Annotated in this window: 20 protein-coding genes; 10 read left to right on the top strand and 10 right to left on the bottom strand. The window is 40.2% G+C overall.

Annotation, left to right across the window (positions count from 1 at the left end; genetic code table 11):
• Positions 1-96: 96 nt before the first annotated feature.
• From A9Z07_RS17910 to A9Z07_RS11775, 5 genes are all read right to left on the bottom strand, one after another.
• On the bottom strand, positions 97-255 hold the full coding sequence (locus A9Z07_RS17910) for a hypothetical protein (protein ID WP_005259400.1): 159 nt from the start codon (positions 253-255) through the stop codon (positions 97-99).
• Positions 256-259: 4 nt separating this feature from the next.
• Complete coding sequence (locus A9Z07_RS11790) at positions 260-1,465, bottom strand: RtcB family protein (RefSeq protein ID WP_069578871.1); 1,206 nt, start codon at positions 1,463-1,465, stop codon at positions 260-262.
• Between the two features lie 249 nt (positions 1,466-1,714).
• Complete coding sequence (locus A9Z07_RS11785; RefSeq protein ID WP_005259390.1) at positions 1,715-3,172, bottom strand: amino acid permease; 1,458 nt, start codon at positions 3,170-3,172, stop codon at positions 1,715-1,717.
• Positions 3,173-3,190: 18 nt separating this feature from the next.
• Positions 3,191-4,207, bottom strand: a complete 1,017-nt coding sequence (locus A9Z07_RS11780; RefSeq protein WP_069578869.1) for a methyltransferase — start codon at positions 4,205-4,207, stop codon at positions 3,191-3,193.
• Between the two features lie 62 nt (positions 4,208-4,269).
• Positions 4,270-5,628, bottom strand: coding sequence for a uracil-xanthine permease family protein (locus A9Z07_RS11775; protein ID WP_009514998.1), 1,359 nt, complete (start codon positions 5,626-5,628; stop codon positions 4,270-4,272).
• Positions 5,629-5,802: 174 nt separating this feature from the next.
• On the opposite strand from A9Z07_RS11775, the gene typA reads away from it, so the two are divergent.
• The 3 genes from typA (at position 5,803) to A9Z07_RS11760 (ending at position 8,765) form a co-directional block, all read left to right on the top strand.
• Positions 5,803-7,638: a translational GTPase TypA gene (gene typA / locus A9Z07_RS11770; protein ID WP_004775386.1), complete on the top strand. Its 1,836-nt coding sequence runs from the start codon at positions 5,803-5,805 to the stop codon at positions 7,636-7,638.
• A 244-nt stretch (positions 7,639-7,882) separates the two neighbouring features.
• Entirely contained in the window at positions 7,883-8,314 is a 432-nt protein-coding gene (mscL, locus tag A9Z07_RS11765; protein WP_004775383.1) for a large conductance mechanosensitive channel protein MscL, read from the top strand.
• Positions 8,315-8,432: 118 nt separating this feature from the next.
• A complete protein-coding gene (locus tag A9Z07_RS11760) occupies positions 8,433-8,765 on the top strand; it encodes a gamma-glutamylcyclotransferase family protein (protein ID WP_069578868.1) in 333 nt (110 codons plus the stop codon).
• Positions 8,766-8,809: 44 nt separating this feature from the next.
• On the opposite strand, the gene A9Z07_RS11755 is transcribed toward A9Z07_RS11760, so the two are convergent.
• Both A9Z07_RS11755 and mutM read right to left on the bottom strand, forming a co-directional pair.
• Positions 8,810-9,100, bottom strand: coding sequence for a peptidylprolyl isomerase (locus A9Z07_RS11755; protein ID WP_004775379.1), 291 nt, complete (start codon positions 9,098-9,100; stop codon positions 8,810-8,812).
• 33 nt (positions 9,101-9,133) lie between these two features.
• Positions 9,134-9,955, bottom strand: coding sequence for a bifunctional DNA-formamidopyrimidine glycosylase/DNA-(apurinic or apyrimidinic site) lyase (mutM, locus tag A9Z07_RS11750; RefSeq protein WP_069578866.1), 822 nt, complete (start codon positions 9,953-9,955; stop codon positions 9,134-9,136).
• Between the two features lie 205 nt (positions 9,956-10,160).
• Between mutM and A9Z07_RS11745 the strand changes: the two genes are divergently transcribed.
• The gene (locus A9Z07_RS11745; RefSeq protein WP_069578865.1) at positions 10,161-12,329 is read left to right on the top strand and encodes a TonB-dependent receptor; all 2,169 of its coding nucleotides are present in this window, start codon (positions 10,161-10,163) and stop codon (positions 12,327-12,329) included.
• Positions 12,330-12,373: 44 nt separating this feature from the next.
• Here A9Z07_RS11745 and A9Z07_RS11740 read toward each other — a convergent pair whose 3' ends face one another.
• From A9Z07_RS11740 to A9Z07_RS11730, 3 genes are all read right to left on the bottom strand, one after another.
• Positions 12,374-13,177 carry a tetratricopeptide repeat protein gene (locus A9Z07_RS11740; RefSeq protein ID WP_069578863.1) on the bottom strand — a complete coding sequence of 268 codons (804 nt, stop codon included), beginning with the start codon at positions 13,175-13,177 and terminating at the stop codon, positions 12,374-12,376.
• A gap of 253 nt (positions 13,178-13,430) precedes the next feature.
• Positions 13,431-14,153: a DsbC family protein gene (locus tag A9Z07_RS11735; RefSeq protein ID WP_047429460.1), complete on the bottom strand. Its 723-nt coding sequence runs from the start codon at positions 14,151-14,153 to the stop codon at positions 13,431-13,433.
• A gap of 234 nt (positions 14,154-14,387) precedes the next feature.
• Positions 14,388-15,110, bottom strand: coding sequence for a YgfZ/GcvT domain-containing protein (locus A9Z07_RS11730; RefSeq protein WP_069578861.1), 723 nt, complete (start codon positions 15,108-15,110; stop codon positions 14,388-14,390).
• 187 nt (positions 15,111-15,297) lie between these two features.
• Here A9Z07_RS11730 and A9Z07_RS11725 point away from each other — a divergent pair, with 187 nt between their 5' ends.
• From A9Z07_RS11725 to A9Z07_RS11700, 6 genes are all read left to right on the top strand, one after another.
• Entirely contained in the window at positions 15,298-15,744 is a 447-nt protein-coding gene (locus tag A9Z07_RS11725) for an SRPBCC family protein (protein ID WP_004775373.1), read from the top strand.
• A 76-nt stretch (positions 15,745-15,820) separates the two neighbouring features.
• Positions 15,821-16,159 carry a DUF2004 domain-containing protein gene (locus A9Z07_RS11720; RefSeq protein ID WP_069578859.1) on the top strand — a complete coding sequence of 113 codons (339 nt, stop codon included), beginning with the start codon at positions 15,821-15,823 and terminating at the stop codon, positions 16,157-16,159.
• A 24-nt stretch (positions 16,160-16,183) separates the two neighbouring features.
• Entirely contained in the window at positions 16,184-16,540 is a 357-nt protein-coding gene (locus A9Z07_RS11715) for a DUF488 domain-containing protein (protein WP_069578857.1), read from the top strand.
• A gap of 52 nt (positions 16,541-16,592) precedes the next feature.
• Positions 16,593-16,937 carry a zinc ribbon domain-containing protein YjdM gene (locus A9Z07_RS11710; protein WP_004775370.1) on the top strand — a complete coding sequence of 115 codons (345 nt, stop codon included), beginning with the start codon at positions 16,593-16,595 and terminating at the stop codon, positions 16,935-16,937.
• Positions 16,938-17,251: 314 nt separating this feature from the next.
• A complete protein-coding gene (locus A9Z07_RS11705) occupies positions 17,252-18,925 on the top strand; it encodes a long-chain fatty acid--CoA ligase (protein WP_069578874.1) in 1,674 nt (557 codons plus the stop codon).
• Between the two features lie 159 nt (positions 18,926-19,084).
• Entirely contained in the window at positions 19,085-19,420 is a 336-nt protein-coding gene (locus A9Z07_RS11700; protein ID WP_004775368.1) for a YegP family protein, read from the top strand.
• Positions 19,421-19,467 lie beyond the last annotated feature (47 nt).

Genomic DNA, 19,467 nt, shown 5'->3' with positions numbered 1-19,467 from the left:
CTCGTCAGAGTCGCTTTTTTATTTGAGATATATACGTAATTAGACATTAGTAGCTCCTTTTTCCTATTCATTTGTTTAATGCATTGAGTGGTTTATTTACCAGCTTTGTTTTTTTAGCTGCTGTTTAGCATTTTGTCTATCACGACGGTGCTGTGCTCTCGGTTTTTCAGTTTCATGAACTCCACCTTTATGTAGTAAAGGGGAGAGTGCAACAGGATTGCGTACTTTGATTTTGGGCATTTCTTTCAGTTTCATAGAATTAACCTTTAATACATAAAATTTGCTTGAGTGTGTGCACAATTTCGATCAAATCTGATTGGTTTGCCATAACTTGATCAATGTCTTTATATGCACCTGGAATTTCATCAATAACGCCACTGTCTTTTCGGCATTCGATACCTTGCGTTTGCTGAATCAAGTCATCTTGGCTGAAAAGCAGTTTTGCTTTGCTGCGACTCATCTTTCGTCCTGCGCCATGTGAACATGAGCAGAAGGATTCAGGATTGGCCTTACCTCTAACGATAAAGGAGCGTGCACCCATAGAGCCAGGGATAATGCCTAATTCATCTAGGCCAGCACGAATGGCACCTTTCCGCGTAATCAGCAAGTCTTCCCCATAATGGTTTTCTTGGCTGACATAGTTGTGATGGCAGTTAATTGCTTCTTTGGTCATCTGAAAGGGCGGTAGCAGCGGACGAATCGCCTCTAAAATCAGACGCATCATTTCACGTCTGTTTTCAAAAGCATATTCCTGCGCCCACTCAACAGCTTCCACATAATCATTAAAGCTATTTGAACCTTCCGCAAAATAGCTCAAATCTTTATCTGGTACATGTCCAAATCGATGCTGAGCCTCTTTCTTGGCAAGTTCGATGAAATAGGTGCCAATCACATTGCCTAAACCACGGCTGCCTGAATGCAGCATTACCCAGACATCCTGATTTTCATCAAGGCAGAGCTCAATAAAGTGATTACCACCTCCTAAGGTACCGAGCTGTTTTTGCCAAGTTGCATCAAACTTCCTGAGCATGCGAACAAGGCCCGGATGTTTGTTAATGATAGGTTGTAAGCGTTTTTCAAGTGGAATAATAGTCGAAGCTTTTGCTTTAACCTGCTTGTGTAATTCAAAGCCTACGGGGACTTTGCGTTCGATCGCATGACGTAGCGGTGTGAGATTGTCTGGAAGCTGTGAGGCTTTTAAGTTGAGCCGTATCGCATTCATACCACAACCAATATCCACACCAACAGCGGCAGGGATGATTGCATTTTTAGTGGGGATTACACTACCTACAGTGGCACCTTTGCCCACATGTACATCAGGCATCACGGCAATATGTGAATAAACAAATTGCAGTTGTGCCATTTTTTTCAATTGTTCAATACTTTCGCTATCAATATCGTTCGTGAAGATTTTCACTGGAACGCCATATTGAGCATCGGCATTGAGTATTTTTTGTATGCCCATAAGATTCTCTCTTATTATTTTTTCCGTCCGAACAGGCATAAAAAAACCTAGCGAATGCCAGGTTAAATAAAGCATTCGGACAAGTGATCAATCGATTTGTACACTTGTCCGTGAGTCGACAGTGCCAAATCTTATCGTGTAGTTCCTGATTGTAATGGCATGCTGTCGTCCTCCTATTATGTGGTGCCGTTGAAAATATGAGCGAAATTTTACTCATATTTTCATTGGGGTCAAGTGAAAAGAATTTTTTTATTCGCCTTCTTTCACATTCATATCTTTATAGGCAATCAGTTTGGTCTTGTGTTTCCACTTATAACCTAGCCAGATTGCCAAGAATAATGGAATGCTGATATAGGTTGAAACTAAACCTAACCAGTCAATTTTTCCACCAAGTAAAGCTTGATAGTTTTGACCTAAAATAATGATTGAACAAAGAATAAATGCAAACCATGGGGCGAATGGGAAGAACTTGGCACGATAAGCCAGATCTTCAACTTTATAGCCTTGAGCAATATAACCTTTACGGAAACGGTAGTGTGAAATTGCAATCCCTAACCAGACAATGAAACCACACATACCAGACATGTTAAGTAACCAGTTAAAGACTTGTTTCTCACCAATAAAGGTGGTTAAGAAGCACAGCGCTGCAACTGCAGTCGTCGCATAAAGTGCATTCATTGGTACGCCACGGCCATCCAGTCTTGAGAACCACTTTGGTGCACGGCCTTCTTTTGCCATATCAAATAACATACGGGTAGAAGAGTACATGCCTGAGTTACCCGCAGACAGAATTGCGCTGAGAATCACTGCATTCATTAAGCTAGCTGCAAAAGCGAAACCTGCTTTTTCATACAATAAAGTGAATGGTGAAAGGGCAATATCCTCGCTTTGAGCTGCTTTTAACAACAGTGGATCATCATAGCTGACTAATGTACCGATGATGAAAATACAAAGGATATAGAACAGTAGAATGCGCCAGAAGATCTGCTTGATTGCCAATGGAATGGTCTTTTTCGGATCTTTCGATTCACCTGCTGCAACCCCGACCATTTCAGTACCCTGAAAGGAGAATCCGGCAATCATGGCTACACCAATCAGTGCTTGGAACCCACCAACAAAAGGGGCTTCCTTATACGTCCAGTGCTGAAATACCGATACATTGGGTGTCATCATGATTTTAGCAATCATCCAGATACCAATGACGATAAACACAATAATGGCAACGACCTTGATCAACGAGAATAAGAATTCACTTTCACCAAATCCTTTGACTGTTAAGGCGTTAATTCCAAAAATAATGGCAAGGAAGATGGCGCTCCAGTAGAACCCCGGGATATCGGGAAACCAGAACTTCATAATGAACTGTACTGCAACCAGTTCGAAAGCCACAGTAATAGCCCAGTTGTACCAGTAGTTCCAACCTAAGGCGAAACCAAAGCCATCTTCGACATAACGGCTGCCATAGGTAAAGAATGCACCAGATGTTGGATTATGCGTCGCTAATTCACCTAAACTGGTCATCAAGAAATAAATCATGATACCGATCAGGGCATAAGCCAATAACGCACCACCAGGACCTGCATTGGCAATGGTTGAACCTGAAGCGAGGAATAAGCCTGTGCCGATCGATCCACCAATGGCAATCATGTTCAGGTGACGTGCCCCGAGCTTACGCTGTAGGTGTTGAGGAGCAGATGTATCGCTCATAAAAATTCCTTAAAATGTTTATTTTGCACAGGCATATAACACCTTGAATCCTTGTTGATCAGCTTTCACCATACATTGACCAAAACTTTGTTCAATGAGAGAGGGATAGTTCAGAAAACGGTTTGCCACGATCCATAATTCACCTGAATTTTTCAGATGTACGCTCGCAAGTTGGCAAAGTTCTTCACTTGCATCGTAATTGGTATGAATCCCCTGATGAAAAGGTGGATTGCTTACGATCGCATCCAGATCTTTGGGTGCATCTCTAAAACCTGTAACTGGTTGTAGAGTTAACTGATTGAGATCCAGATTATTTTTCTGAAATGTCAGTTCAGTTGAACGTAAAGCAAATGCATCAACATCAAGTGCAAAAATTTGCTGGTTCTGATTTAGCTTGGCTAAATAAGCGCTAATAATTCCAGCACCACAACCAAAGTCGGCAATCTTACCTGATTTTACTTGACTAAGGTAAGGGACTAATACCGCTGTTCCGACATCTAAATGATCCTGACTAAAGACACCTGGCAGGGCACAGACCTTTAATTGATCCTGATCTACTTGAACTGTATAGCTTTTTAACCAATGTTCAAGTGGTTTCAACTGTTCAGTTTTTTCGATCTTCATTTGCCAAAATTGGCAGTGACGTGCGCTATCCAGCTTTAGCGTTTTACCATAGGGCTGTAGTTGTTTTGCTGCTCGTTCTACGCCGCCTTTCTTTTCACCGACGAGAAAAACATTTTGCCCAAGTTTGAGATGGCTCACCACAACATGCAGAATATAATTCAATAACTCTTTTGATTTAGGGACAAAAATTACGACCTGATCAAAGCTGGCTTGCGGAAACTCAACGGAAAAATGTGAGTGAATGCCAGCATTTTGAAAACCTTGATGATCAGCATAATTCCAAGTCCAAACCGATGCCTGAACCTGATCTGGTAAATTTTTTGCGAGCTGATCATGAGGCGCATTAATCAGTAAGACGTGCCCATTTAAATAATCTTGCTGTCTGATGACAACTTCACTACGTGGATCCATTTTGATCTCTCATCAAAAACAAAGCCCAGTCGTGAAACTGGGCACTTGAAGTTGTTTGTGGATTACTTATGTGTTTCAGGTAAAACAATATTTAAAATCAAGGCTGCAATACCGCCTGTCGCCACACCTGAGCTAAAAATATTTTTAAATAACTCTGGCAAGTGTTCAAGGATTTGAGGAACTTGAGCAACACCGAGGCCGAGAGCAAGTGAAATGGCAATAATCAGCAAGGCACGACGATCAAGATGAATACTTGAAAGAATGTTGATGCCAGAAGCAGCAACCGCGCCAAACATGACCATCACAGCGCCACCCAGTACCGCTTGAGGTACGGCTTGAATCACGGCAGCAACAGCAGGGAATAAGCCCAGAATAATCAATAATACCGCAATCCAGATCCCTACATAGCGACTTGCGACACCTGTAAGTTGAATCACACCATTATTTTGTGCAAACACTGAACTTGGGAAGGTATTGAAGATTCCAGCCAAGAATGAGTTTGCACCATTGACCAGTACACCGCCTTTGATTCGTTGCATCCAGACTGGACCATCAACAGGCTGATTAGAAATTTTACTGGTTGCGGTTACATCACCGATCGCTTCCAGTGATGTTACCAAATAAATAAATGCCATCGGAATGAACAAGCTCCAAGAGAAACTTAATCCAAAATGCATTGGTGTAGGAATTTGAACTAAAGGTGCATCTTGTAGCACAGCAAAGTTTAAATGTCCCATGAAGCCTGCAAGGATATAACCGATCACTAAAGCAATGAGAATGGCTGAACTTTTAACCCAGATAATTCGAATACGGTTAAGAAGGATGATAATGGCCAGCACACTACATGACATGATCAGGTTATCGGCATTGGCAAAAGTATTGTCCTGCATTGCAGTATAACCACCGCCCATGCTGATCAGACCTTCTTTAATTAAGGTTAAGCCAATCAGAAGTACAACAATGCCTGTCACCAATGGTGTAATCAGCTTTTTCACCCATGGTAAAATTCGAGAAACGCCCATTTCAATGAATGAACCCGCAATGACGACACCAAAAATGGCAGCCATCACTTGTTCAACTGGCGTGCCTGCCGCAACCATTGCGCTACCAATACCGATGATCGGGCCAATAAAATTAAAACTTGTACCCTGAACAATTAAAAGTCCTGCGCCAAATGGGCCAACTTTTTTACATTGTAAGAATGTTGCGATACCCGAGATGATCAATGACATGGAAAGGATCATGTTGGTGTCTTCGCGAGAGACGCCAAGTGCCAGACAAATCAATAATCCAGGGGTGACAATCGGGACTAAAATCGCCAAAAGATGCTGTAAAGCGGCTAAAAATGCAACAAAAGGTTTCGGTCGGTCATTGAGTCCGTAGACCAGATCAAGCTGCTGCTGAGGTTGTGAATTCGACATGGGAGTATAAAAAGCGAGAGGCATTAGCCCAATATTCTAATAGAGTTAGCTCGCTTTACCAACGATTCAATGACACTTCGTCAGAAAAAAAGTGCACTGTCAATAAACTGTCACTACTAAAGTGTAGTATTTTTCTGTATAATTTGCCCTCAAATTTAAAGCGTATCGAATTACATGTCAGATATTAAAACTCTCCGTAACATTGCCATTATTGCGCACGTCGATCATGGTAAGACGACTTTAGTCGACAAACTTTTACAACAATCAGGTGCTCTTGGTGATCGCGCAGGCGAGATTGAACGTGTTATGGATTCTAACGCGCTTGAGTCTGAACGTGGTATTACCATTCTTGCAAAAAACACTGCAATCAAATGGTTAGATGCACGTACAAACACCGAATATCGCATTAACATCGTGGACACCCCGGGACACGCCGACTTCGGTGGTGAAGTGGAACGTGTAATGTCGATGGTTGACTGTGTATTACTTCTTGTTGACTCTCAAGAAGGTCCAATGCCACAAACTCGTTTCGTAACGCAAAAAGCGTTCGCACGCGGTTTGAAGCCAATCGTAATTATCAACAAAGTTGACAAGCCAAGCGCGCGTCCAGACTGGGTTATTGATCAAGTTTTTGATTTGTTTGATAATCTTGGTGGTAGCGACGAACAGTTAGACTTCCCAGTTGTCTATGCTTCTGGTCTTCGTGGTGTTGCAGGTCCTTCACCAGAAGAATTAGCGGAAGATATGACGCCGTTGTTCCAAACAATCGTAGATATCGTTGAACCACCAGCAGTTGATGTTGATGGTCCATTCCAAATGCAGATTTCATCACTTGACTATAACAGTTTCGTAGGTGTTATCGGTGTTGGTCGTATTCAACGTGGTTCTGTAAAATTAAATACACCTGTTACTGTTATCGATAAAGATGGCAATACACGTAACGGCCGTATCTTAAAAATCATGGGTTACCATGGTTTAGAGCGTGTTGATGTTGAATCAGCTTCAGCTGGTGACATTATCTGTATTACGGGTATTGATGCATTAAACATTTCTGACACGATTTGTGATCCTAAAAATGTTGAAGCATTACCAGCATTGTCTGTAGATGAACCGACTGTATCGATGACTTTCCAGGTAAACAACTCACCGTTTGCTGGTAAAGAAGGTAAATTCGTTACTTCACGTAACATCCGTGAACGTCTTGACCGTGAATTGATTCACAACGTAGCACTTCGTGTTGAAGATACTGACAGCCCAGACCGTTTCAAGGTTTCAGGCCGTGGTGAACTTCACCTTTCAGTTTTAATTGAAAATATGCGTCGTGAAGGCTTCGAAATGGGCGTATCACGTCCACAAGTGATCATGAAAGAAATCGATGGCGAAAAACAAGAGCCATACGAAAACGTAACTTTTGACGTTGAAGAACAGCATCAAGGTTCTGTAATGGAACAAATGGGCTTCCGTAAAGGCGAGATGACCAATATGGAAGTTGACGGTAAAGGCCGTATCCGTATTGAAGCAACTGTACCTTCACGTGGTTTGATTGGTTTCCGTTCTGAATTCTTAACCATGACTTCAGGTACAGGGATCATGACATCAAGCTTCTCGCACTACGGTCCAGCAAAAGCAGGTACTGTTGCGAAACGTCAAAATGGTGTGTTGATTTCTATGGTTCAAGGTACTTGCTTGGGCTATGCATTATTCACACTTCAAGACCGTGGTCGCTTATTCGCTAAGCCACAGTTAGAAGTGTATGAAGGTATGATCATTGGTATTAACTCGCGTTCTGATGATATGGTTGTAAACCCTACCAAAGCGAAGCAGTTAACTAACGTTCGTGCATCAGGTACTGATGAAGCTTTAACTTTAACACCTGCAATGGAATACACGCTTGAACAAGCGCTTGAATTCATTCAGGATGATGAGTTAGTTGAAGTAACACCAAAATCGATTCGTATCCGTAAGCGTTACTTAACTGAAAATGAACGTAAACGTAATCGTGATAAATAATTTTTCTTCGTGAAAAATGCAAAAACCGCTAAATTTATTTAGCGGTTTTTTTATACCTTTAAATTCATTGGGATGAGTTCTATAAGTTCATCTTTTTATTGGGATAAAATATGTTGTTAAAGTGTGAAATGACTTTCTTTTTTCCATAAAAATATTAAATTATCTTCATTATGATGAATAACTGCGTCTGTGTAATAAACAATGCAAAAACAGGCTGCGATCAAGTTCAACTCTGGAGAGTGATATGAGTATTATTAAAGAATTTAAAGAGTTTGCCATCAAAGGCAATATGATGGATTTAGCGATTGGTGTCATCATTGGTGGTGCTTTTGGTAAAATCATTGACTCATTGGTAAAAGATATTGTGATGCCAGTGATTTCATGGATCTTGGGTGGTGAAGTGGATTACACCAACTGGTTCCTGATCTTGGGCGATAACCCAACCAACATTACAACACTCAAAGCGGCACAAGATGCTGGATTGAACGTATTTGCATATGGTAATTTCTTAACCATCTTGATTAACTTCCTGCTATTGGCTTGGGTTGTATTCTTGTTGGTGAAAGTGATGAACCGTATTCGTAAGCAAGAAGAAGCGGCGCCTGAGCCAGAAGCAACACCAGAAGATGTTCAATTGTTGCGTGAAATTCGTGATGAATTGAAAAAGCAAGGCTGATCACTCAGCGTATGAAAAAACGGTATCTTAGATGCCGTTTTTTATTGTCGGCAAAATAGATGGGGAAGATGCACATTTTCATTTTAAGATACTGTGCAGATTAAAAAGGGGAAGATTGATGAATCGATTATTTGTATATGGCACTTTATGTCCAAATCGCGAAAATGCACATATTTTAGGGGAGATTGGGGGAGATTGGCAGCCTGCTATGATCCATGGAACCATTCATATCCTTGACTGGGGGCCAGATCAAGGTTTACCTGCAATCGTTTTAAACCCGAATGACCCTTTGGTTGAAGGCTATTTGTTTAGTACTGAAAAACTAGAACAGAACTGGCAAATGCTGGATGATTTTGAAGGCATACAATATCAAAGAGTACAAACTCAAGTCCAGTTAGCAACAGATGAAACCATTACCGCATGGACTTATGTCATGAAAGAAAAAGTGTAGCCGGAAAAGAGGTGAGCTTAAAGGCCAGTTTAAGCTCGATCTGCTTACCTTAAATTTCCCATACGGAATTTAACTTCCAATAGATGAAAACCAAACTGGCTTTTTACAGGGCCATGTAAAACCCGTTCTGCTGCAGTAAATACCAGTTTATCAATGACAGGAACCAACTGCCCCTTTCTTACTTCACCGAGCTCGCCACCACGTTTGGCAGAGTTGCAGGTAGAATATTGCTTGGCAATTTTGGCAAAATCAGCACCTGACTGAATGCGCTTTTTTAGCTGTTCAGCCAAATCTTTATCTTTTACGAGGATATGTCGAACAATTGCAGTTTGCATAAAGTTGTTCTCCTTCAATACATCTTAAATCGTTTAGGTTTTCTTTCGCTTTAAAGGTTGGCATTGTGGGCAGAATACACTGGCACGTTGACCTAACTTCAAGTTTTCCAATGTGGTCTCGCAATTAACGCACATTTCTCCAGCACGACCATAAGCAAGGAGGGTTTGTTGGAAATATCCGTTTTCACCCATCGCATTACTGTAATCACGTAAAGTTGAACCACCTAATTCAATGGCTTGTTTTAAGATGCGTTTAACTTCGATCACCAGCTTTTCCACTTGTACCTTACTTAACGTAGACGCTGGTTGTGCTGGATGCACGCCAATATTGAACAGGCTTTCAGTTGCATAAATATTGCCAACACCAACCACTATATGGTTATCCATTAAAGCAATTTTAATGCCGACATTTTTTTTACTGAGCTTTTCATGCAGATAGTTGGCATTGAAATCTTCACTCAGAGGTTCTGGACCTAGTGTATCAATCAGCTTGCTTTGATTATCTGGATCGAGCCAAAGAATACAGCCAAAACGCCGTGGATCATGATAACGGAGCTGTTGATCTTCAAAGTCAATGATGAGGTGATCGTGCTTTCTCAATTCATCATTCGGCTGGCACAGGCGGAAACTACCTGACATACCTAAATGCCAAAGCATTTGATCTTGTTCAAATTCGGCCAGAATATATTTGGAACGACGCTTAAGCGCTGTTAAACGTTGCCCCACCAATTTTTCCAGATCATTGGGGATGGGCCAGCGTAAGCTCGAATTAAAGACTTGAACAGCTTGAACGCGTTGCTCTAGTAGCGGGAGTAAACTGGTTTTGGTAGTTTCAACTTCAGGAAGTTCGGGCATGGTGTACTCAAGTTGTTTCAACAACAATACAATGAGGGCAAATGTTTGACTTACAATTATGCAGGTATTTAATTTTATTTGCTAATCTAGGCCAATCTTAATCTTGACCGTTGTAGCAAGGGTTAAATATGTAAGATAAATATAAAATAATCATAATCTTACTTTTAAACTCCGCTTTTTATTTTTTGAGAAATAAGGAATCTTCATGCCTTCATTGAAAATTAACCTCCTCTATGGTTGCGTAGCCATGTGCATGGGGGCAGGTAGCTCTTTTACATGGGCAGCTGAATCTGATTCAGAGTCAACGGTGCAACTTCCGACAATTAAAGTTGAAGCAACACGTACAGATACCACTTATATGGAAACGCCTGCATCCATTTTTAGAGTCGATATGCCTAAAAATGATCAATCAGCGCAGGTCAATTTAACTGAAGTTGTTAAAGGTATTCCAAGCGTTCAGTTACGTAATCGGGAAAATTATGCTCAAGATTTGCAGCTCTCGATGCGTGGTTTTGGTGCACGTTCAACATTTGGTGTGCGCGGAATTCGTTTATATACTGATGGTATTCCAGCAACGATGCCAGATGGTCAAGGTCAAACCTCAAATATTGATTTGGGGAGCTTGAGCCATCTTGAAGTTTTAACGGGGCCATTTTCATCGCTGTATGGTAACTCATCGGGTGGGGCGATTTTGGCGACAACTCGAGAGGGGCAGGGTAAAGACTCCATTGAGATGAGTTATGCTGGTGGTCGCCATAATAAAAATCGTGCAGGTATCGTGTTACAGGGTGGCGCTAAAAACCAGAATGAACCGAGTTATATCGTCAGCTCCTCTTATTTTGATACCGATGGCTATCGTGATCATAGCAGTGCAGAAAAAGTCTTAAATAATGCGAAACTGACGTGGAACTTGGATGATGGCACGAAAATTAACTGGGTCACAAACTATGTCAAGATTCATGCGAATGATCCACAAGGTTTGAGCCGAGAGCAATGGCAGCAAAATCCTCGCCAAGTTAATGATGCGAAGAATAGCTACAATGTTCGTAAAGACATTGAGCAAACGCAAACGGGTGTGACTTGGTCTAAACCGATTAATGATCAGCATGAACTGTATGCGATGGCGTATTTCGGCAATCGTCAGGTGACTCAATATCAGTCAATTCCCCAATCCGCGCAAAAAAATCCTAATCACGCTGGTGGTGTGATTGATTTTGAACGCAATTATTACGGTGCTGATTTTCGTTGGACAGGGAAAGAACTATTGCCGAATACAAGCTTGAGCGCAGGGCTTGCTGTTGATAGCATGGATGAAGATCGTAAAGGATATGAGAACTTTAATCTCGTTAATGGTTCGCCATCTTATGGGGTGAAAGGCACATTGCGTCGCGATGAAGACAATACTTTGTGGAATGTCGATCCCTATTTACAAGCCTCTTGGCAGTTTTTACCGACTTGGCGTTTAGATACTGGTGTACGTTATAGCAATGTGCATTATAAATCTAAGGATCATTATTTAAGCAATGGCAATGATAGTGATAAAACGGATTATAACAAGGTGTTACCATCGGCTGCCTTAAGCTGGCAAATTGCGCCTGAGTTATTGGCTTATGCCAGCTATGCCAAAGGATTTGAAACCCCAACGTTTACTGAAATGGCTTATCAAGCAGATAAGGACAAATCTGGATTTAACTTTGATCTCAAACCATCGACCAGTGATAACTATGAACTCGGCTTAAAATCACAAAATCAGTTTGGTGATTTTACTTTAGCTGTTTTCCAAAGCAAAACCAAAGATGATATTGTTTCAGCAGGTACTTCAAATGGACGTGCGACCTTTCGGAATGCCGATAAAACTCTACGTCAAGGGGGGGAGTTGGCATGGAACAAAAAGCTCTGGAAAGACTTAGAAATGAATGCCAGTTATGGTTATTTAGATGCCAAGTTTGATGCTAATATTCCAGTGAAATTGGATGATAAAGGGGCGGTAATTGCTGCTGCTGTTCCATCTGGTAATAGAATTCCGGGTATTGCTAAGAACCAAGCTTTTTTGGGGGTGGCGTGGAAGCCTAAGCAGGGCTTTTATGCGGGTGTAGATGCACAGTATATGGATAAAGTTTATGTTAATGATATCAATAGTGATGCAGCACCAAGCTATACTGTTACCTCAGTCTATACGGGATATGCATGGAAATATGCAGATTGGGGTATCAATGGTTTTGCCCGAATAGATAATGTATTTGATAAAAATTATATTGGTTCGGTCATTATTAATGATAGTAGTGGGAATCAAAAACCTCAAGATGGCCGATATTATGAACCTGCCGATGGTCGTAACTGGAGTGCGGGAATTAAAGTCAGCAAGCAATTCTAAGTCATATGCCGCAGCACTTACATAGTGAAGTGCTGCTGCATAAATTATTTTTTAGGTGTCTGAGCTGCCGCAGCTTTTTTCGCAGCAATAGCTTCATCAACTTTAGCTAAAGACTCTTTTGCATTCGGATAATTCTGTTTAGCTAAGCCGCTGAAAATTGATCTGGATTCCTCCAGATTTTGTGTAACGATCCCGCCATTCGCTAGCATATTTCCTAATACCATTAGAGAAGGTGCATACCCTTTTTTTGCTAAATCTTTAAGTGTTTCAACTGACTGTTGCTGCATAAATGGGTTTTTGTTCTTTACCCCCAAGCTTAAATCATAAATCGCTTTTAAATGCACAGCTGGGTAATAGTTCTTTCTTAACAACGGTAATAGTTTCTGCACAGCCATTTGGTCGTATTCGGGCTTACCTTGTCTGAATAATATATTTGCAGATTCAACAATTGCTTCTTCTGAACCTTGATTCGAAGCTTTATCCAAATACTCTTTATATTTCTGATCGCTTTTTGCGACCCCTAGATCACCTGTGTGATAGAGCTGGGCAAGCGTGAAACTGGCTTTGCCATAGCCCTTGTTGGAGGCATCCTGATAGTATTGCAAAGCTTTTCTATCGTCCTTACTTGTTCCTTGCCCCATCTGGTGCATATAACCGAGGTTATAAATCGCTTGGGTATTTCCTGTATCTGCCAGACGGTGCATTTCCTGAAAGGCTGCATTGTAGTCTTTTGCTTCATAGAGTTGAGTGGCTTTTGCAAACACATCAGTGGTAGCATTTTTACTGTCAGCGGCGAACGCCGTATGGCTTGCAAGGGTGATTAAACTCGCAATGAGCAATTTTTTCATCTTTATTTTTCCTTTCTCATGTTGATCTGCTTTCATCCTTTGCATAGCAGAACTCAATATGCTGTTCTCATCATAAAAGCTTGCGGCAAAATGTAAATAAGGAATTTGTATAAATCTTGGCAGGGGAAAAAGCGATTTTTGATCTTTTTATTATTATAATTTATTTAAAATCAAATGAGTATAATTGATTTTTTAGAGAACGACTTGCGACTCCTTACTGGCAAAAGAGTCAACAAGCCTCCATATTTTATCTTTATTTCTTGCTGCTAGCTTCTTGTAAAAGCTGTTCAATCTGCTCAGCATTTTGCGGGCTACCTGAAAGTCTCATTCCATTTTGCAGGAATAATGTGGGTGTTCCATCAATTTGCAGCTTCTGCCCTAAGGCTAAATTTTTCTGTATAGGTGTCTCGCATTGTGTCGCACTTTTTGGTGCTTTGCGATGCAACATATAATCTTCCCAAGCCTCATATTGATTTTTAGCACACCAGATTTTATTGGCAACAGCTTCAGCTTTAGGGTGTAAATTTTTAAGTGGGAACAAGAACAGGTAGACGGTGACATTGTCTATTGAAGTCATATTTTGCTCGAGCTTTTGGCAGTAAGGGCAATCAGGATCGCTAAACACATAGAGCGTGCGTTCGCCTTTACCCTTTACATATTTAATCGCTTGATCAAGAGGGAGTTGCTTAATATCAATCTTGCTTAACTCGGCTAAGCGATCTTCAGTCAGATTCTTTTTGTTTTGTACATCGAGTAAATTACCGAAAAAAAGATATTTGGCTGTTTCATCGGTATAGATAATTTTACCTGCTGCATAAACTTCATAAATCCCCGGTAATGGTGATGTATTTACTGATTTAACCGGAATCTCTGGATAATTTTTTTTGAAGTTTTGTTCAAGCGTTTTACTGTCTGCATGGACTGTTTGTAAACCAATCAGGCTCAAGGTGAGTGCTGAAAGCAGTGTTTTGATCATTATTTTCATTAGAAATCAGTTGAGTTGAGGATAGATAAACAATACCGCTCATTTCTATTTTCGACAAGAACGGGATTTCAACTTTATTTTAAATAGGATTGGTATGGCTGTTGAAGTCATTTGGATTGTTGCAAGGTGAGTATGTTCTTATTTATATCGTTGCTACTTCAAAAGTAATTAAAAAGCCCCCAGTTTTGGAGGCTAATCAATACATTATTTTATATGGATGAGGTGTTATTGAGGTCTTGCCACATCACCATTCAATGCATCAGGCAAGTCCAAAACAGTCACGCCAAGTTCTGACAGTGCAGCAGGTTTGGCAATCACAAGCGCTAGATAGCCATCTTCAAATGCGATGCTATTGACCACTTCAACATCTTTGCTCAGTTGGGTGGGAGGTGCTGGCACATCCGCTTGAGCCTGTATGAGGTGTAACCAGTGTTTTGGTTTTGCTTTAAACCAAAGACGTGCCACGATTTCCTGACCTAAGTAACAGCCTTTATCGAAATGGACACCATCACGTTGATGCAGGCGTAATTCTTGTGGTTGGAATAAGTGTTCAGTACTTTGTTGAATCCATGCTTGTCCAGATTGAATTGCTTTAATTTGCCAAGCATTGATATCTGTTTCTGTTGAAGAAAAATCGGTTTGAATGTCATTGACTGTTGGGAAAACCGAACTTGTTTCTTCTAATTTCATTTTGGAAAAAGCACCAAACTTTTTAATATGCTTGGCAAATTCTTCGGCTTGGTCTTGAGTGGTCACTAACTCAAAACTTTCTGGATTTAATTTTTTAATCCATAGACCAAAATGAATACGTCCTTTTAAATCACAAATAGCAGTATAGCGACTTTCATTTTCTGGTAAGCGTTCAACATGAATGGTGACTTGGCCTTGTAAAAATTTTTGCGCATCTACACCATTTAAGCTAAAAGCAGTAAAAGCAAGTTGACTCATAGATCAATCCTAAGCTGCATTCTGATCACTAAAATATGGACTGTTATTTTGCGCCATTTTTCACAAAAAAGCAGCTTTAGATTCTCGATAATCGTGTTCAAATGAAAGATCAGTGGCATAGCATTCACATGCCAAGTCGCTATGATAAATCGACCAAACACAATGATCGTGATATGGGAGAACAATAATGACTGGAACAGTAAAACTACATCGAGTATTAAGTGCGCCCCCTGCGCGTGTTTTTAAAGCCTTTCTTGATCCTGACGCGCTGGTAAAATGGCTACCACCGCATGGATTTACCGCAAAAGTTCACCATCTGGATCCACAGGAAGGTGGAACTTATAAAATGTCATTTACCAATTTTTCGACAGGACGTAGCCATTCATTTGGTGGGAAATATATTAAAATTGTCCCGAATGAGCTGCTGCGTTATACCGATAGATTCGATGATCCAAATTTGCCTGGTGATATTCAGGTCACGATTGAGCTAAAAGCCGTTGCTGTAGGTACAGAGGTGCATATTACGCAAGCTGGTATTCCAGATGTGATTCCTGTAGAAGCTTGTTATCTGGGGTGGCAAGAATCCTTGTATTTATTGGGCTTGTTGGTTCAAGCGGATATACCTGACGAATAAAGACTTTCGTTAAGTAAAATCGGTTGAGTAAGAAAAACAAAAAATATTGGATGAATAAATTAAATTGGGGAATCAAATGTCTGAACAAGCAATTGTTAAAGGACGAGAACAGCTTGCGCGTGCTGCAATGCGGGCAGCTTTAGAAAATCAGCAAGCAGAAGATAGTGTGGAGTTGTTTATCCAGCATCATCTTGAAGAAATTGAGCCTGATTATTGGAAAAAATATTCTGGAAGCGCTTTACCTACACCGTTACAGGTTCTGGATTTATTGGTATTGGCCGCACCATGGGAAAGTGATGAGATCGATAGCCGTGAAATGCTGGATTTCACTTTGCCTGATGAGATTACCCAATATGTGATTTGTGTCAGCTTTGATGCGAAAGGTCAGGTGATTGATATTTTAATGGAAAGCTAAGCAGAAGCCCAGCAGGAGATTAATGTGCTGATTGCAATTAAACGTATTTATGATCCTGTTGCAGCAACTGACGGTCAGCGTGTTCTGGTTGATCGGTTGTGGCCCCGAGGGATTTCCAAAGAGCGTGCACAGCTGGATTTATGGCTTAAGGACATTGCGCCTTCCACTGAATTGAGAAAGGCGTTTTGTCATAAAGCTGAGCATTGGTTAACTTTTCAGGAAGGTTATTATCAGGAGCTTGAAGGCAATCCACATGTAAATGAACTCAGACAGATGGCAGAACATGAGCAGTTAACTTTGATTTATGCGGCTAAAGATCCTGAGTTAAATCATGCGCTGGTCTTAAAGAATTATTTGCTTGGGAAGGACATTCAAGCTTAAAGTTTTGAAAAAAGGCGTCTATCCCTCATAATAGCCTTTTTGAGATTTTTTTATGTCTTTTCCAAATTGCCCACAATGCCAATCAGAATATACTTATCAAGATGGCGATTTATTGATTTGCCCAGAGTGCTCACATGAGTGGAAAGAAGGCGAGAGTCAGGCTACTGAAGTACAAGACATTATTAAAGATGCAAATGGCAATGTTTTAGCCGATGGGGATAGCGTCACTGTTGTCAAAGATTTAAAAATTAAGGGTTCATCATCTGTTGTTAAAGTGGGGACCAAAGTAAAAAGTATTCGTTTGGTGCCAGATGCAAGCGATGGTCATAATATTGATTGCAAAATTGATGGCGTCGGTGCAATGAAACTGAAGTCTGAGTTTGTGAAAAAAGTTTAATTAAATAGACTTGGAAAGGAGCATATAAATGCTCCTTTCTGCATTTAGATTAAAGCCATTTTTATTTTCGCTTTATGTATGCGTTTAAATAAAGAATATTGAGCCGATATTACTTAGAAAAAGAAGAGGATATGCCCAGAAAAATAATAAATATTCTGATCGGTGTTCAATTTAAAGTATTAAAAATTATCATAAGTTTTATGTGGCTATGCTATGTGGTGTAGTTCACATTCTTTTACATAAGCAGCCACTTTATTTGAGTAGAAAAATTTATACTTGAAATTTCACTCAATAAATAGACTTTATAAATGAAAATTAATCGTCCTTGGCATAATGAATACCAGAAGTATAATATTTCTCATCAGTTACAGTTACCCGCTCAACATGAATCTCTCCTTGAGATGCTTGAGCAATCTTTTCAGCAATATCGTCATGCTGCTGCTTTTATTTTTCACGATCAAATACTTTCTTATGCAGAACTGGATGAACTTAGTCTTCGATTTGCAAGTTATTTACAACAATTAAATTTTCCGAAGCAAACACGCATCGCAATCATGCTGCCTAATGTATTGCAATACCCAGTCATTGCATGTGCCATTCTTCGTTCAGGTTATATCGCGGTTAATGTTAATCCTCAGTACACTGCTCGTGAATTGCAATATCAATTAAATGATTCAGGCGCGGAAGTACTGATTATGATTGATGCCGCGGTTGCAACTTTTCAGGAAATTGAAGCACAAACAAAAGTTAAAACGATTATTCAAACATCAATTTCAGATTTGTTGACTGAAGACACATTAGCTAAATATCCACATTTAAAAGAAAACAAAGCGGATCAACCTGTATTTACAGGACGTACTTATCACTTCAAAAATATTATAAATGAGACCAGTTCGCTTGATTATCAACGACCTGAATTAGAGCTGAAAGATATTGCTTTACTTCAGTATACGGGTGGAACCACAGGGCTATCTAAAGGCACGATCCTAACGCACGGGAATTTATTTATTAATACCTTGCAGATGGATGCTGCTTTTTCTCCAAACCTGGTGTTATCAGCGCAAGGTGGCAGTAGCCGAATTTTATGTATTCTGCCTTTTTATCATATATTTGCATTTTCATTTAGTATCTTATATAGCTTATATTCTGGGCAAACCGTGGTATTGATACTGAATCCACGAGAGATCAATTACATTCTCGAAACATGGAATCGTTATTCGCCACATGTATTTCCTGGCGTAAATACCATATTTAATACACTCGCAAATCAGCCTGCATTTAAAACCATCGACTTTTCTGATTTTAAACTTGCCGTGAGTGGGGGGATGCCGACTTTACAGGCCACGGCAGAGCTATGGCAGCAACTGACTGGCAATATTATTTGTGAGGTTTATGGTCTTTCAGAGACGGGTCCGTTGGCAACTTTTAATCCCAAAGGTCAAACCACTTTCAGCGGAAAGGTAGGTATTCCTGTTCCCTTAACAGATGTGGTGATTATTGATGAACAGGGCAATGAGCTGCCTTATGGTCAGGCGGGCGAGGTGGCCATACGTGGTCCTCAGGTGATGCAGGGATATTGGCAAAAAGTAGAAGAAACTGCACAGGCAATGACTCAGACTCAGCTTTTTCGTTCAGGTGATATCGGGATAATGGATGAGCAGGGATATATTGAGCTGATTGATAGAAAAAAAGACATGATCGTGGTTTCTGGCTTTAATGTATATCCAAGAGAAATTGAAGAAGTAATGGCTCAATATTCTAAAGTTCTTGAGGTGGCTGCTATTGGTATAAAAGATGAAAAATCGGGTGAGGTACCCAAAGTATTTATTGTCAGAAAAGACGAATCTTTAACGGCTGATGAAATTTTAACTTATGCGAAAGCCAATTTGACTGCATATAAGTGTCCAAAATATATCGAATTTGTGAGTGAAATTCCGAAATCAAATATTGGAAAAATATTACGCAGACATTTAAAAGAAAGCGAGTAGCTCGAGGAATCAGTACTTTATAACTTAGCTTAATTTGAAAACTAAGTTATAAAGTAAATTACCAAAAACGAACAAAAGTTAATCTTCTTAAACGGCAATTGCTGATCTATATTGGATGAGATAACAATCAAAATGTAACTCCAATAAATAGAGGTCCTTATGGCAGGATGGTTCGAAGTAAGTCAGGCAAGCGATGGGCAATACCGTTTTGTACTCAAAGCAGGAAATGGTGAGCCAGTTTTAAATAGTGAATTATATAAAACCAAAGCAGCGGCAATGAATGGTATTGCATCTGTTCAGAAAAATAGTCCAGATGATGCCCGTTATGAGCGTTTAACTTCAAAAAATGACAAACCTTATTTTAATTTAAAAGCAGCGAATCATCAGGTGATTGGTACCAGTCAGCTTTACGCTAGTGAGCAGTCACGTGACAAGGGCATTGAATCTGTTAAAAATAATGGTCCATCTGAAACTGTAAAAGATTTAACCGTGTAATTAAGCCATAAAAAAGCCGTTTAAATTAAACGGCTTTTTTACATCTG

Origin of the sequence: Acinetobacter sp. YK3, assembly GCF_001729365.1 — a bacterium.
GTDB classification, from domain to species: domain Bacteria; phylum Pseudomonadota; class Gammaproteobacteria; order Pseudomonadales; family Moraxellaceae; genus Acinetobacter; species Acinetobacter vivianii.
The sequence above is the reverse complement of the archived record's forward strand: the minus strand, read 5'-3'. Positions and strand labels throughout refer to the sequence as shown.